The 14,883-nt window shown below is 36.8% G+C and carries 13 protein-coding genes; 11 read left to right on the top strand and 2 right to left on the bottom strand.

Translation table 11 applies throughout. The features are described 5' to 3' along the window. Positions 1 to 5: 5 nt before the first annotated feature. From gltX to CDOMF_RS09705, 6 genes are read left to right on the top strand one after another with little or no spacing between them, the layout of a single operon-like run. A complete protein-coding gene (gene gltX, locus CDOMF_RS09730) occupies positions 6 to 1,379 on the top strand; it encodes a glutamate--tRNA ligase (RefSeq protein WP_260951798.1) in 1,374 nt (457 codons plus the stop codon). 2 nt (positions 1,380 to 1,381) lie between these two features. Further along, a complete protein-coding gene (locus tag CDOMF_RS09725; protein ID WP_260951797.1) occupies positions 1,382 to 2,635 on the top strand; it encodes a malic enzyme-like NAD(P)-binding protein in 1,254 nt (417 codons plus the stop codon). Next, positions 2,635 to 3,261, top strand: coding sequence for a uracil phosphoribosyltransferase (gene upp / locus CDOMF_RS09720; protein ID WP_260951796.1), 627 nt, complete (start codon positions 2,635 to 2,637; stop codon positions 3,259 to 3,261). The genes CDOMF_RS09725 and upp overlap by 1 nt, the downstream gene beginning before the upstream one ends. Positions 3,262 to 3,274: 13 nt before the next feature. Further along, complete coding sequence (locus CDOMF_RS09715) at positions 3,275 to 3,592, top strand: hypothetical protein (protein ID WP_260951795.1); 318 nt, start codon at positions 3,275 to 3,277, stop codon at positions 3,590 to 3,592. Positions 3,593 to 3,628: 36 nt separating this feature from the next. After that, positions 3,629 to 4,162: an NAD(P)H-dependent oxidoreductase gene (locus CDOMF_RS09710; protein WP_260951794.1), complete on the top strand. Its 534-nt coding sequence runs from the start codon at positions 3,629 to 3,631 to the stop codon at positions 4,160 to 4,162. A 39-nt stretch (positions 4,163 to 4,201) separates the two neighbouring features. Beyond that, complete coding sequence (locus CDOMF_RS09705; RefSeq protein ID WP_260951792.1) at positions 4,202 to 4,885, top strand: MqnA/MqnD/SBP family protein; 684 nt, start codon at positions 4,202 to 4,204, stop codon at positions 4,883 to 4,885. Between the two features lie 16 nt (positions 4,886 to 4,901). Here CDOMF_RS09705 and CDOMF_RS09700 read toward each other — a convergent pair whose 3' ends face one another. Then, complete coding sequence (locus CDOMF_RS09700; protein WP_260951791.1) at positions 4,902 to 5,615, bottom strand: TorD/DmsD family molecular chaperone; 714 nt, start codon at positions 5,613 to 5,615, stop codon at positions 4,902 to 4,904. Then, positions 5,608 to 7,278 carry a 4Fe-4S dicluster domain-containing protein gene (locus CDOMF_RS09695; RefSeq protein ID WP_260953179.1) on the bottom strand — a complete coding sequence of 557 codons (1,671 nt, stop codon included), beginning with the start codon at positions 7,276 to 7,278 and terminating at the stop codon, positions 5,608 to 5,610. The genes CDOMF_RS09700 and CDOMF_RS09695 overlap by 8 nt, the downstream gene beginning before the upstream one ends. A 156-nt stretch (positions 7,279 to 7,434) precedes the next feature. Here CDOMF_RS09695 and selA point away from each other — a divergent pair, with 156 nt between their 5' ends. From selA to CDOMF_RS09670, 5 genes are all read left to right on the top strand, one after another. Beyond that, the gene (gene selA / locus CDOMF_RS09690) at positions 7,435 to 8,772 is read left to right on the top strand and encodes an L-seryl-tRNA(Sec) selenium transferase (RefSeq protein WP_260951790.1); all 1,338 of its coding nucleotides are present in this window, start codon (positions 7,435 to 7,437) and stop codon (positions 8,770 to 8,772) included. Continuing rightward, entirely contained in the window at positions 8,765 to 10,588 is a 1,824-nt protein-coding gene (gene selB / locus CDOMF_RS09685; protein WP_260951789.1) for a selenocysteine-specific translation elongation factor, read from the top strand. The genes selA and selB overlap by 8 nt, the downstream gene beginning before the upstream one ends. Positions 10,589 to 10,648: 60 nt before the next feature. After that, complete coding sequence (locus tag CDOMF_RS09680) at positions 10,649 to 11,371, top strand: thioredoxin fold domain-containing protein (RefSeq protein WP_260951788.1); 723 nt, start codon at positions 10,649 to 10,651, stop codon at positions 11,369 to 11,371. A gap of 345 nt (positions 11,372 to 11,716) precedes the next feature. Next, positions 11,717 to 11,926, top strand: a complete 210-nt coding sequence (locus CDOMF_RS09675; RefSeq protein WP_260951787.1) for a twin-arginine translocation signal domain-containing protein — start codon at positions 11,717 to 11,719, stop codon at positions 11,924 to 11,926. A gap of 11 nt (positions 11,927 to 11,937) precedes the next feature. Then, positions 11,938 to 14,883, top strand: a complete 2,946-nt coding sequence (locus CDOMF_RS09670; RefSeq protein ID WP_260951786.1) for a formate dehydrogenase subunit alpha — start codon at positions 11,938 to 11,940, stop codon at positions 14,881 to 14,883.

Genomic DNA, 14,883 nt, shown 5'->3' with positions numbered 1-14,883 from the left:
AAATTATGATAGTTACAAGATTTGCCCCCTCGCCTACGGGATACCTGCATATCGGAGGGCTTAGAACAGCGCTTTATAGTTATTTGTATGCTAGAAAAAATGGCGGCAAATTTTTACTCCGCATAGAAGATACCGATTTAAAAAGAAACTCGCAAGAGGCTACAATCGCGATCAAAGAAGCGTTTGATTGGTGCAACTTAGATCACGATGGTGAAGTTACCTACCAATCCAAAAGATTTGACGTATATAAGGCTTTCGTGCAAAAGCTTCTAGACTCAGGGCATGCTTATAAATGTTATATGAGCAAGAGTGAGCTTGACGAGCTACGTGCTCAGCAAGAGGCAAGAAAAGAAAGACCTAAGTATGATAATAGATATCGCGATTTTAAGGGCGCTCCGCCTGAGGGTATAGATCCTGTTATACGTATTAAAGCTCCGCTTGATGGTGAGATTTTAATAAATGACGGTATAAAAGGCGAGGTTAAATTTAGGGTTGAAGATATACTAGATGACTTTATAATTGCTAGAAGTGATGGCACTCCTACTTATAATTTTACAGTTGTAGTTGATGACGCGCTCATGGGTGTAACTCATGTAATAAGAGGCGATGATCATCTATCTAATACTCCAAAACAGATAGTTTTATACGATGCGCTTGGATTTGAGAAACCAAAATTCTTTCATGTGGCTATGATAAACGGCGAAGACGGCAAAAAACTAAGCAAACGTCACGGTGCAACTGATGTAATGGAGTATAAACGTATGGGCTATCTGCCTGAAGCGCTTTTAAATTTCCTTGTGCGTCTTGGATGGAGCCACGGCGATGATGAAATTTTTAGCATGGAGGATATGTTAAAATATTTTGATCCGCATGATATAAACAAGAGCTCAAGTACATATAATGCTCAAAAACTGGACTGGCTAAATGCCCATTATATCAAGACCTTGCCTTATGATAGACTTGCAAAAGAGATGATGGAATTTGGGGTTGATTTTAAATCCATGCCAAAGGGCGAAGTGCTTTTAAACTCGCTTCGTGAACGCTCGAAAACTTTGGTTGAGATGAGCGATAGTGCAAGAGTGATAATAAATACTCCTAAGGTTTATGACGAGAAAGCTTATGCTAAATTTATTAACGAAACAAGCTTGAAAATTTTGGCTAAATTTAGTGAAATTTTAAATGAAAATTTGGATGCCAAGGGATATGAAGAGCTTACTAATAAATTTCTTGAAGCAAATGGAATTAAGCTAAAAGATCTAGCTCAAGCGCTAAGGGTCAGTTTAACTGGTTCAAGCGTATCACCATCGATTTTTGAAGTGCTTGAAGTGCTTGGAAGCGATGAGGTTAAAAATAGAATAAAAAACATAATAAAGGAATAAAAATGGCGCACGTAACAAAAGAAGAATCGCTTGATTATCATATAGGTGGAAAGATAGAGATAAAGGTAAAGACTCCTTGCGCGACAGCAGAGGATCTATCTAAGGCCTATACACCGGGTGTTGCAGAGCCTTGCAAAGAGATAAGTAAAGATAACGAACTTGCGTATAAATACACAAATAAGGCTAATTTAGTTGCTGTTATTACTGATGGTACAGCTGTTTTAGGACTAGGCGATATCGGAGCGGTAGCTGGCAAACCAGTAATGGAAGGCAAGTCTGTTTTATTTAAAAAATTTGCAAACGTAGATGCTTTTGATATCGAGATAGACGAGAAAGATCCTGAGAAGATAGTTGAAATTTGTAAAGCTATAGCCCCTACTTTCGGTGGTATCAATTTAGAAGATATCAAAGCCCCTAAATGCTTTGAAATAGAAAGAAAACTTCAAGAAGCTGTAGATATCCCTGTAATGCATGATGATCAGCACGGAACAGCCATGATAACTAGTGCAGGGCTTATTAATGCGATTGAAATTTCAGGTAAAGATATAACAAAGATAAAGATCGTGGTAAGCGGTTCAGGAGCCGCCGGTATAGCATGCGCCAGAATGTATAGGCTGCTTGGTGCTAAAAATATAGTTATGGTAGATAGCAAGGGTGTGCTTCATAACGAAAGAGACGATTTAACGACTGAAAAATTGGAATTCGCAGTAAATACGACCGATAGAACTCTAGGCGATGCCATGAGGGGTGCTGATATGTTTTTAGGTCTTAGTAAGCCGGGAGTTTTAACTAAAGAGATGGTAAAAACAATGAATCCTGAACCTATAATCTTCGCACTTGCAAATCCTACGCCTGAAATCTTCCCTGAAGAGGTTAAAGAGGTAAGAGATGATGTAATGATGGGAACTGGTAGAAGTGATTATCCAAACCAAGTAAATAACGTACTTGGCTTTCCTTTTATTTTCCGTGGAGCACTTGATGTCAGAGCTAAAAAGATAACCGAAAATATGAAAATGGCTGCGGCAAAAGCTCTTGCAAGATTAGCTAAAGAGCCTGTGCCTGCCGAAGTTTGCAAGGCTTTTGGAGTAGATGAGCTAAAATTTGGCAAAGACTACATTATACCAAAGCCTTTTGATAAGCGCGTGCTTACAGCCGTAGCTCCGGCAGTAGCGCAAGCTGCAGTAGAAGACGGGGTAGCTAGAGTAAATGATTTTGATATAAAAGCTTATATAGAAAAACTTGAAAAGGGCTTTTGATGGAAAACATCAAGTTGATTTCTCACCCCTTAATAGAGCATAAATTAGCGATTTTAAGGGATAAAAACACAGAGCCTTTTCAGTTTAGAATGCTGGTTGACGAGATAAGCTATTTGATGATTTTTGAAGCGACCAGAGACCTGAAATTGCGCGATGTATCCGTAGCAACTCCGGTTGCAAATACGACAGCTAAAAAGCTTGCTACTAAAATTATGATATGCCCTATTTTAAGGGCGGCTCTTGGTATGCTTGATAGCGTATTTAAGATAATTCCTGATGCTAGTGTCGGTTTTTTGGGTTTTCAAAGAAATGAAAAAACCGCCGAAGCTGAGTTTTTTTATGCAAAACTCCCTCAAGATGCGACAAATAGAACCGCTATTATAATAGATCCTATGTTTGCCACAGGTGGAACAGCCATAGATGCTGTTAAATTCCTAAAACAAAACGGAGTGGAAAATATTAAATTTATATCTATTATCGCAGCTCCTGAGGGACTAAAGAGATTTAGTGAAATTTATCCTGATATAGAGGTTTATACGGCAGCGATAGATGAGAAACTTAACGAGAAAAACTATATAGTTCCGGGTCTTGGTGATGCGGGCGATAGAGTTTTTAATACACTATAAAGGAAGTCATAATATGAAAAAATATTTTACCTGTTTACTCTTAATCTTTTTTATGTTCGGTTGTGCCACAACTTCCGAGCCAAAAATCTCAAAAAATGTAGAGACTAAAGAGTATTCAAGCATGCTATATGCTATGAAAATAACTAGCGATGACGGTTGGCAGACCGCCTCTATGATAGATAGTGATGATAGGTCATATAGCTTAAAAAGGCAAAAAAGTGCTACGGGAATTTTACTGAAAGACAGTAAAATTAGTGTCCATATAAAGGGGAAATTCGCTCTTTTCCAAAGTGAAGAGGGAGAGATGGTTATCTTAGAAGAGCCTAAATAGCCTTTTATATTATGAAATAAATTTATAGGAATAGGTATGAAATCTGTTGTGATTATGTCGCATCCTTATTATAAAAATTCTAGGATAAACAAGGCTCTTTTTGAAGTAGCCAAAGGCATTAATAATGTAGAAACAAGACATCTAGAAGAGCTTTATGGTTATGATACAAGCAAGATTGATGTGGGAGTTGAACAAAAAATCCTTGAAAGTGCAGATAGAATAGTATTTCAATTTCCAATGTTTTGGTTAAATGTCCCTGCTATGTTAAAAGCATATATTGATGAAGTTTTTACTTATGGATGGGCTTACGGAAGCACCGGAGATAAGCTTAAGAATAAAGATTTTTACGTAGCTGTTAGTCTTGGAAGCTCTGAATCTGAATACTCAAAAGAGGGCAAAATAAAGTTTAGTTTAGATGAAATTTTACTTCCTCTGAAAATAACTGCAGGTTACTGCGGGATGAATTTTAAGGATATATTTGTAAGTGGAGGAGTTTATCGCATGAATGACGATGACATCGCAAATTGCTCTCAAAGATATATAGAACTATTTAAGGATAAGCAAATTTGATATGCCAGAGTTTCTTATCCTCTTAAATTAGGAAGTATTTTGATATTTGGTAAGATTGACTATCTTAACTTGCTTCCTTTTCATATATTTTTAAAACGCTCCACTTTAACAAGTTACTCTAAAAAAACAATCGAGTTTAAAAAGGGTGTTCCAAGTAAGCTAAATAAAGACTTGCGTGTACGCCGTATAGATGCTGCAGTGGTTTCTAGTGTGGAAAGTTTTAAAAAACGATATAAAAAGCTAAATTTCGGAATTGTCGCAAAAGATGAGGTAAAAAGCGTCTTAGTCCGTAAAAATTCTATTTCAAAGTCCGATCCCGCTTCTGCTTCATCAAATTTATTGGCTAAAATTTTAGACATAAAAGGCGAGATTATTATAGGAGATAGGGCGTTAAAAGCATATCTAAATGAAGGTCGAGATAAATTTTATGATTTGTCTAAAGAGTGGAAAGGGCGCACAAATTTGCCATTTGTTTTCGGCCGATTTTCTTGCACAAAAGATTATCAACTTTATAAAAATTTATCTCAAAATTTTCTAAAACAAAACATCAAAATACCAAACTATATATTAAAGCAGTATGCTGATAGCAGAGGTATTAAAGGCGAAGATATCAGATGGTATTTGAAATTTATAAGCTACAAGATAGATAAAAAAGAGCAAAAAGCACTTAAAATATTTTCTAAAGAGGCTAGATTACTCAAATTTAAGCGCCAAATCGCTTAAATTTGAGATAAACTGCTTAGAGCTCATCTTGAATAACAGGAGTAAACTCTTCCCATCTAAGCTTTGTTTTTGCTGTTGGCATCTTGCTTTGGAACGGCTCTTTTTTCATAGATGCTACGGCAACGCTATCGCCTTCGGGTTTAACAGGCGCTTCAACTGCCAATAAAACTCTATCGATTTGTATTAAAATCTCCACTAGCTTAGCGTAAGAGTTGAAAAAATTTGCACTTTTATGCTTTTGCAAAAGTGAAGCAAACTCATCTGAAAAGTTATTTACAACCTCTTTAAATAGTTTTTCGCTAATGTTTTTCGCACCATTAATCTCGTCGTTTAAAAATGTAGCCATAATGAGAAATACAAATCCAATAAAATCTTCACTATCTTTGCAAATCTCACTATTGCGGCGATAAGGACTGAGTTTCAGGCACTCTATGGTTCTAAGTCTAGCTGCGCCGTCATCTCTTCCGTCCTCGTAAAATGAGGCGTTAAGAGGTATGTTTGAGTAGGCGAGATCAAATAAAACCTCGTTTTGTTCTTTTAAAAAAGCATCAAAATCAAATGCTTGTAAATTTTTAAACGCCTGATCCATCTCTTCTGTTAATGGATTTTGCGCTAAATACTCAAGTTGACTCTTCCATATTTTAAATTTCTCATCATTTTCATGGAAAAATAGAGGAAACGATAAAAATTCATAAAGGTATGCCCTTGCTTTTGTTATATTTTTATCCATTTAATATATCCTTGTGCATAGCTTCGATTTGTGCTTTTACCATTACTTTTGCCTTGCAATCGGAGCAGCAATATAGAGTTTTTAGCTTAACCGGATCGTTTGCAAATTTAGGCGACATAATCGCAGCGATTTTTTCGACAGCCTTTTTGGTTGCAAATTCTTTGCCGCACTCTATACATGCGAACAATTCATCTTTTGCAAGTTCGTTGTATACGAAGTATTCAGGCTTAAGTTCTATTTGACCTCGTTTTAATACTATCGTATCTTTCTCCGCACAACTTAACTCGCAATATCCGCAGTTGGTGCAAATGCTTGGGTTAAACATTATCGAGTTTGTTTTACTATCTGCTACTAACGCGCTTACGTTACAAGCTCCAACACAGCTTAGACATAGAGTGCAGCTATCGCGGTTTATCTCTACTGTTCCGTAGCTGATATTTTCTCCGGTTTTTACTACTCCTAAATTTTCGCCTCCGACAAACCACTCTAAGCGTTTTGCGAAAATTTCGCGCTTAGGTATAGCGTATTCACTCATTGAATGCTGCGAGCCATCTATTAAAGAGGCTCTTTGTAAAGCATCTTTTAGTTCGCTTTCATTCATCGCTACCTCAATTGCCTGGCGGTTAAATTTGATGTTATAAATTTGATTTACGATTAAGATTGCATCTTTTGTGCCTTTACTTGCAAAGTCCGTATAAAAGATCACGCTAGAGCCACTCTCTTGCAAAAGAGTCATAAAGTGAGATTCATGAAGCCATTTTTCTCCCTCTATTGCAAATGGAAGCACATTTTGAGGTAGCTTTAGACTTAATTTTTCTAAATTCATTTTCTTTGGAATTATAAGCGGAATTTTACCTTTGTACATCTTTGCGGTATCTACAAACGAATTTCTAGGCATATGCGAATAATCAAGCGCTCCGCTAGGGCATACGCTAATACATCCCCCACAGCCCAAACAGTCTATATGAGAGAATACAAGGTGTTTTGTCTCATCTTCTTTTAGTATCGCTACCGTAGGGCATACTTCTGCACATCTGCCGCAAATTTCTTGTCTGCGCTCATGGTATTGACAGATTGTGGAGTCATAGCTTATATGGGTTTTGTATTTAAAACTTGGACTTTTTTCGTTTAGTAAATTTAAAGCATCTTCATCGCTCATATTAGCTATTTCATAACAGCCACTCTGTTTTAACATATAATCTCTTGCGTTTTCAACGAGTAAAAAGTCGCAATCTATCTCGAATTCATCGTTTGCGCGAAGCACTATGACACTTAGTTCGCCGGCTGCGCCATATAGAAATTTTACTTCAAAGTGAGTAAGCTCAATAACTTTAAATCCGTTTTCTTTAAGTAGATTGGCTAAATTTTCACGTCCTACGTTGCTTACCAATACTACGTTTTTACCGACTGTTTTTTCGTGATCCACATCTCTGGCCAAGTCAAATGCATTGGCTCTAGCCTCATATAGTAAGAGTGTATTTTTAGCCTTATCAAGCACGCTATCTTCGCTATTTTTTAAGTAAAAATTTATCTCGTTGGCTACTACATTCGCCTTTAGTTTTGGCGAATTTGATACAAGGTATTCGCCCTCTTTTGATATATCAATCTGCTCATTTAGCATAATGGTATCGTCAAAATCGTTATAAAAGCCAAATTCTTTCATTTTTTGTTCTCCCATTATCAAAAACTACTGCATTTTATTATTTATGCCATTAATAGGTACTGAATTTTTTAATCTATTTTTTATATTAAAGCTAAAGATTGTTTTAGTTTATGATACAATTTGTGCAGTAAAACAAAATTACTTGGAGAGTGCTTTATGAGCGAATTTAAGAAGCTTCCGCAGATTGATAAGATATTAAAATGTCCAGAGTTTAAAGATAAAATTTCGTCTTTTGTAACCGAGATTGCAAGAGATGAGATAGAGTTTCAAAGAGCTCAAATTTCACTTGGTAAGCCATGCGCTGAATTTGAAAAAATTATAAAAAATATCCTAAAAAGATATGAAAAATTTCAAAGATCATCACTTCAAAAAGTGATAAATGCAACTGGTGTCATAGTGCATACAAACCTTGGAAGAAGCGTTATAGATCAAGAAATTTTAAATAGAGCCAAAGATATTATCTGCTCATATTCAAATTTAGAATATAGCCTTGATAAAGGTGCTAGATCTAATCGTTATGACTATGTCGGATCACTTTTGGCAAATTTATTTGGTTTTGAAGATGCTATTGTAGTAAACAACAACGCAAGTGCGGTATTTTTGGTGCTAAATACCTTTGCAAAAAATGGCGAAGCCATTATCAGTAGGGGCGAACTGGTCGAAATCGGAGGCGGTTTTAGAGTGCCTGAAGTGATGCTAAATTCGGGAGCAATTTTAAAAGAGATAGGCACTACCAACAAGACAAATATAGATGATTACAAGAGCGCTATCGGTGAAAATTCCAAAATGATTTTAAAAGTGCATCGCTCAAATTTTGATATTGTAGGCTTTAGCAAAGAAGTTGATATGAGCGAGCTTTCAAATTTGGCTAGAAAGCATGATATATTGGATTATTACGATCTTGGAAGCGGATATATAGGGAGTTTGCCTTATGGGCTTGAGCATAAAGAGATTAGTTTGGCAAGCCTGGCTAAAAATGGCGTCTCGCTTGTTAGTTTTAGTGGAGATAAGCTCTTTGGCTCTGTGCAGTGCGGAATAATTTTAGGCAAAAAAGAGCTGGTAGAAAAGCTTAAGAAAAACCAACTTTTACGAATGCTTCGCGTAGATAAGGTGATAATTTCAATTTTAAGCGAGAGTGTAAAGGCGTATATAAACCGTGAATTTGAGCTTATAACCACTTTAAAATATCTTTATAAAAGCATTGACGAGCTTAAAGAGTTGGCGAATAAAATCAATGAAAATTTAAAATCCCCACTAAAAGTAGTAGATACTAAGACCTTTGTAGGCGGAGGAACTATGCCAAACAAGGCTATTCCTAGTGTGGCTTTGGCTTTAAGCGGTGATGCAAATTTCAACGAATTAAAATTTAGAAAGAAGAATGTAATAGGTCGTATCGAAAATGGAGAATTTTTACTTGATTTAAGAAGTGTTTTGGATAGCGATTTAAAGGAGCTTATAGAAGCGATAAACGAGATAGGAGAAGCGAATGAATAGCTTGATAATAGGAACAGCCGGACATATAGATCATGGTAAGACAGCTCTTATAAAGGAGCTAAACGGCTTTGAAGGAGATGGACTTGAAGAGGAGAAGAAGCGTGGCATCACGATAGATCTTAGCTTCTCAAATTTAAGCAGAGGCGATTCTAATATCGCTTTTATCGATGTGCCTGGCCATGAAAGCCTGGTTAAAACCATGATAAGTGGCGCATATGGATTTGATGCATGCTTATTTGTTGTAGCGGCGGATGACGGGCTTATGCCTCAAAGTTTAGAACATTTACAAATTTTAAATTTACTTAGCGTAAAGTCTTTGATAGTTGCGATAACAAAGAGTGATTTGGTTTCTAAAGAGCTTTTAGACCAAAGAGAGAATGAGATAAGAGAGGCTATAAAAAGCTATCAAAATCTTGAAATTTTAGAAATTTTTAGAGTCAGTATAAAAGACAAATCCAGTATTGACGAGCTTAGAAACTATCTTTTTACTTTACAAGCTAAAAAACTTAGCGAAGACGGTGTTTTTCGCTACTACATAGATAGGGTCTTTAGTGTAAAGGGTATCGGAAATGTCGTAACCGGAACCGTGATAGAAGGAAGCGTTAGAAAAAATGAGAAGCTATTTAACTACGGTGCAAACAAAGAGGTGCAGGTAAGAAGCGTTCAGATCCACGATCGTTTCGTAGATATGGCTCATCAAAGCAACCGTGTGGCATTAAATTTAACCGGAATTGAACTAAGCGAGCTTAAAAAGGGTCAGTTGCTAAGTAAAAAGGGATTTTTTAGAGGCTTTAAAGAGACTGATTGTATAGTAATTGCAAAAAATTTAATACATAATGAAAGCGTTACTTTTTGCGTGGGAGCTAGATCAATTAGCGCTAAAGTGCTGATTTTAACTCAGAAAAACGATAGCTATTTCGTGACATTTAAATTTGATAAGGATATGTTTTTAAAATTTGATGAACCTTTTGTTTTGATAGCCAATTCTCGTGTGATAGGCGGCGGAAGGGTCTTAAATCCGATAAACGAACCGCTTAAAAAACAATTGAAAATCGAGTTTTTAAATTTCTTGCTCAAAAAGGACTTTGTAAACGCATTTAATATACTTAAAAATTCGCATAAAAATGGCTTTGGTATCATATCTTCGTATCAAAGATTCGGTCTTAATCATGAAGAGGCTTTAAAAGTAGCAAGGCAAATTCCAAATTCATACGTAGATGAAAACGCTCTAAACATCTATGATTTAAGTGCCATAGATAGGGTAAAAGCAGTAATAAAATTTATGATAGAAAAAAATCAATATGCGATATTTTCAGCTACATCAGTGGCTTTAAAGCTAAATTGGGCAAGCGAGGAGCTGTGCCAAAGGGCTATAGATGAGCTAAAAAGTGCGAATCTGATAGCTCAAAATGATGGCGTATATACAAAGATAGGCATTGATATAACGGAACTAAAGGTAAAGATAGAGGAGAGAATTTATAAAATTTTAGAGAGTGCAAATTTGGCTCCAGATGCACCTTATAATATCTATGATGAGCTTGAGATAGATAGGATCACAGGAGATAATGCGCTTAAAAAACTAACCGGAATAAGCCGAGTGGTAAGGCTGGCGCACAATCTTTTTGTAACTACAAAAGCTTTAAACGAGGCTTGCAAAAGACTAAGAGAGATTATCAAAAAAGAGGGTTTTGTAAATGTGACAAATGCAAAAGAGCATCTAAATTTGAGCAGAAAATATGTAATAGCCTATCTTGAATATTTAGATACTATGCCGGATATTATTAAAAAGGGCAACGATAGAGTTATCAAAAAGTGATTGCATATCCGTTTAAAAAAAATTATTATAATCCTCGAAATTTTAACAAGAAGGTAAAAAATGAAAAAAATTGTTGTAGCCTCTTTGGTTGCTGCTAGTGCGGTTTTTGGTGCGAGCGATGTTCAGATAAAGGATTTTTATAACGCTATGATAGGCGGAAAACAAGGCGTAAGTATTACAGTAAGCGATCGCCAAAAAGTATCTGATAAATCAGATATAGAGGTAGTTACCGTAACTATAAGTGATGGCAAAAACTCTCAGCATGATGTAGTATTTACAAAAGGTGATTTTTTATTTCCTGAAATTTTCGATCTAAAAGAGCACAAATCATACTCTAGAGATTTCCAACAAAAGATAACTGTTAAAAATTTAGCCGCAGTTTATAATAAAGAGGATAAGAAAAATATCATCTCCTTAGGAAATGACAGCAAAAAGCCTACTATAGTAGTTTTTTCGGATCCAGAGTGTCCATACTGTAGGGCCGAACTTGATAAGATAGAGGGTACTTTAAAAGAGTCTAATGTGCAAATCATACTAACTCCAGTGCATGATACAACAGCTCTTCAAAAGAGTTTCTTGGTATATAAAGATACGGCAGCCGCAAAGAGCGATAGTGAAAAGATAAAGGCTCTAAGAAAATACTTTGCGCCTGATTATACGGTAGATCAAAAAGCTGTAAGCGAGGATGATGTTAAAAAAATGGATGAGCTTCGCACTAAATATCTTGCTGCAGGCGTTAGAAGCGTACCGTTCATAATCAATCTGGAAGATCTTAAAAAATAAAAAACTAAATTTATAAGGCTTTGATTTTTTCAAAGCCTTTGTATCCATTTAATCGTAAATCAATTTCAGCTGCCAATAAATTTAATAAAAACATCCGATAAACTATTTTTAAAATTTATTTCTATTCCTATAATTATTTTTTTATATTTTTAAATATATTTTAAGAATAATACTTAATACAACTTCTTTACTATTTATAATTATAAGATATGCTAAATTTGCATAAAAAGTTTTTTAGGGCTTTTGCTGCGAAAAACTTTTTATTTGGAGATATTTTTATATAGAAATATGCTAAATTTGAATGTTATATTTTGCTTTTAAATTCTTTAATGAAAGGAGAGGGAAATGGAGGGATCAAGACGAGAATTTCTTAAAAAATCCCTAAAGATAGGGGCTGTTGGAGCAGGTGTAGTTGCTACTTCAGTTGCTATCGCTAGTACCGGTGGTAGTCTAAGATCAGACTCTAATGGTGTAGTTGTAGGAAAATCAAATAAAAAAGAGGTGCTCTATAAAACGAGCAAAGAATGGGAATATTACTATAAGATCGCTTATTAAGGGAGAAAACTATGAGTGATGCACGTATAGGAAGACGCTCTTTCCTTAAGCTTGCAGCCCTTGGAGCGGGCAGCACTGTAGCTTTCGGAAAGAACGAAACAATAAGAGGGGTCACCAATGAGGAGATTAAAAATCCTTTTGAGGGCTCAAAGAGGGTTAGAACAATTTGTTCGATCTGCTCGGCCGGCTGTGGTATAGAAGCAGAGGTTAAAGATGGGGTTTGGATACGCCAAGATATGGCTATGTATCACCCGATATCACAAGGTAGCCACTGCTGCAAAGGAATCGATCAGATCGATCTTACAAAGAGTAAACAACGCATCAAATATCCGATGAAGAAAGTTAACGGCAAATGGGAGCGCATTAGCTGGGAGACAGCTGTTAACGAAATCGGCGATAAGATGCTTGAAATTCGTAAAAAACATGGACCTGACTGTGTTGAGTTTTTAGGTTCGGCAAAATTTAGCAACGAGCAATCTTTCTATTTTAGAAAATTTGCGGCATTTTGGGGCACAAACAATATAGATCACGTTGCACGTATTTGACACAGCGCATCAGTCGCCGGAGCGGCGAATACTTGGGGTTATGGCGCTATGACAAACCACTTTGGAGATATTGCAGCGAATTCTAAGGCTATTATGGTTGTAGGAGCAAATTCTGCCGTTGCAAATCCTGTTGGAGGCATGAAGCACTTCCTTCAAGCTAAAGATAGAAATAATGCAAAATTAATAGTTGTTGATCCGATCTTTACTAAAACAGCTGCCAAAGCCGATCACTATGTGAGAGTAAGACCGGGAACCGATATAGCGTTTGCTTACGGTATGCTACATCTTATATTTAAAAACGGATGGGAAGATAAAGAGTATATAGGCGATAGAACTTACGGAATAGATGAAATTCGCAAAGAGGCCGAACACTGGACACCTGAGGTTGTTGAAGACGTTACGGGAGTGCCGGCTGATCAGCTAATCCAGGTAACTAGAATCTTTGCTACTACAAAACCTGCCGCTGTTGCTTGGTCTTTAGGACTTACACAACACTCAATAGGTAGTTCTAATACGAGAATTTTCCCTATTCTTCAATTAGTGCTTGGTAACGCAGGAAAATCTGGCGGCGGATGTCAAATCATTCGTGGACATGACAACGTTCAAGGTGCTACAGATATGGGTAATTTGGCGGATTCTCTTCCTACATATTATGGTCTTGGAGATGCGGCTTGGAAGCACTTCTGTAAAGGTTGGGGCGTAGAATTTGATGATTTCGTAAAACGCTTTGCGGTATCTACCAAAGAGCCTAAGCAAGGCGGCGCTCCTGTTAAAGGAACGAAATTTGAGGAGTACTTCTATCACGATCCTAAAAACCCTGAAGATAGAAACTGGAGAAATGAAAAAGGTTGGTCGCTATCTAAATGGTGGCAAGGTGTTTTAAAAGAGGAAGATACCTTTACAAGCGGCGAGCTAAAAGTTCTTTGGGTTCAAGGAACGGGAATTACCTCTATGGCTCACCTATCTAAAATTCAAGAGGCTATCGATAAACTAGATATGCTTGTTATAGCAGAGCCTTTTGTAAACGAAGTTGCTATTCTTAGTGATAGAAAAGATGGAATTTACATCCTTCCTGTTGCGACTCAGTTTGAAAACGAAGGTATAGTTGTTGCGACTAACCGTGCTGCGCAATGGAGAACAAAGGTTGTAGATCCGCTATACGAGAGTAAGCCAGACCAAGAGGTTATGTTTGAATTTGCAAAAAAATGGGGATTTTATGATGAGTATACAAAATCTCTTAGAATGAATGATAATCTTGAGGTGGTAAAAGATAGCTTTATATGGCCTGACGATGCTACAAGAGAGCTTGCTAGAATGGGGCAATCTATCGGCCTTCAGGGTTGGCAGCCTGAAAGATTAAGAAAACATCAACAAAACTGGGAGAATTTCGACCCTGATACCTTGATAGGTATAGGCGGAGAAGTTAAGGGCGAGTATTACAGCTTGCCGTGGCCATGTTGGGATAAGCAACATCCTGGAACACCAATACTTTACGACCTAAGTAAGCCTTATGTAGAGGGCGGATGCGGATTTAGAAATCGCTTTGGTTTAGAGCATAATGGGGTTAGTCAAATAGCTTCTGAAGCTGTTCAGTTAAAGGGTTCTAAGGTAAAAGGCGGATATCCTCAAATTACAAAAGAGAATATCGAAACAGTTCTTGGCATCACTCTAACAGAGGAAGAAAAATCTAAGATGGGTGCCAACTGGATGATGGATTATAGCGGTATTATTAATCAAAAATGCCGTGAGGCAGGCGTTGCTCCATTTGGTAATGCAAGAGCGCGTGCATTTGTATGGGAATTTATCGATAAAATTCCAAAACATCGCGAGCCTCTACACTCGCCAAGATGGGATTTGGTTCAAAAATATCCTGCTATTGATGATCAAAAGAAGAATTTCCGTGTTGCGGTTAAATTTAAATCAGAACAACAAGAGCAAGATTGGAGCAAGAACTTCCCAACTATTATCAGCTCAATGCGCCTAGTAAACTTGAGCGGTGCCGGAATGCTAGAGAGAACAAGTAAATATCTAGCGGCTATTACGCCTGAGATGTTTGCCTATGTTAATCCGGAGCTAGCTCTTAAATATGGTATCCAAGATAAGGATATGATGTGGATTCATTCGCCTCAAGGCACAAAGATTAAAGTAAGATGCTATCACAATCATAGCGTTACGCCTGATAGAATTTGTTTGCCTTATAACTTCGCAGGAGTTATGCAAGGTGTTGATCTAAGTCACCGCTATCCTGAGGGAACTAAGCCTTATACGACAGGAGAAAGCTCAAATACCATAACAAACTACGGATTTGACCCGGTAACTCAAATTTCAGAGTATAACGCAGGCTTGTGTAGATTGGAAAAAGCTGATGATATGGGCTTTAAAACCAATTTTTTAGATGAAATAGCGAAGTAA

It is taken from the genome of Campylobacter sp. RM16187 (assembly GCF_025319965.1).
In the GTDB taxonomy this organism is placed as follows: Bacteria; Campylobacterota; Campylobacteria; order Campylobacterales; family Campylobacteraceae; genus Campylobacter_A.
Note: the sequence above shows the minus strand (reverse complement) of the source record. Positions and strands in the feature narration are given on the sequence as shown.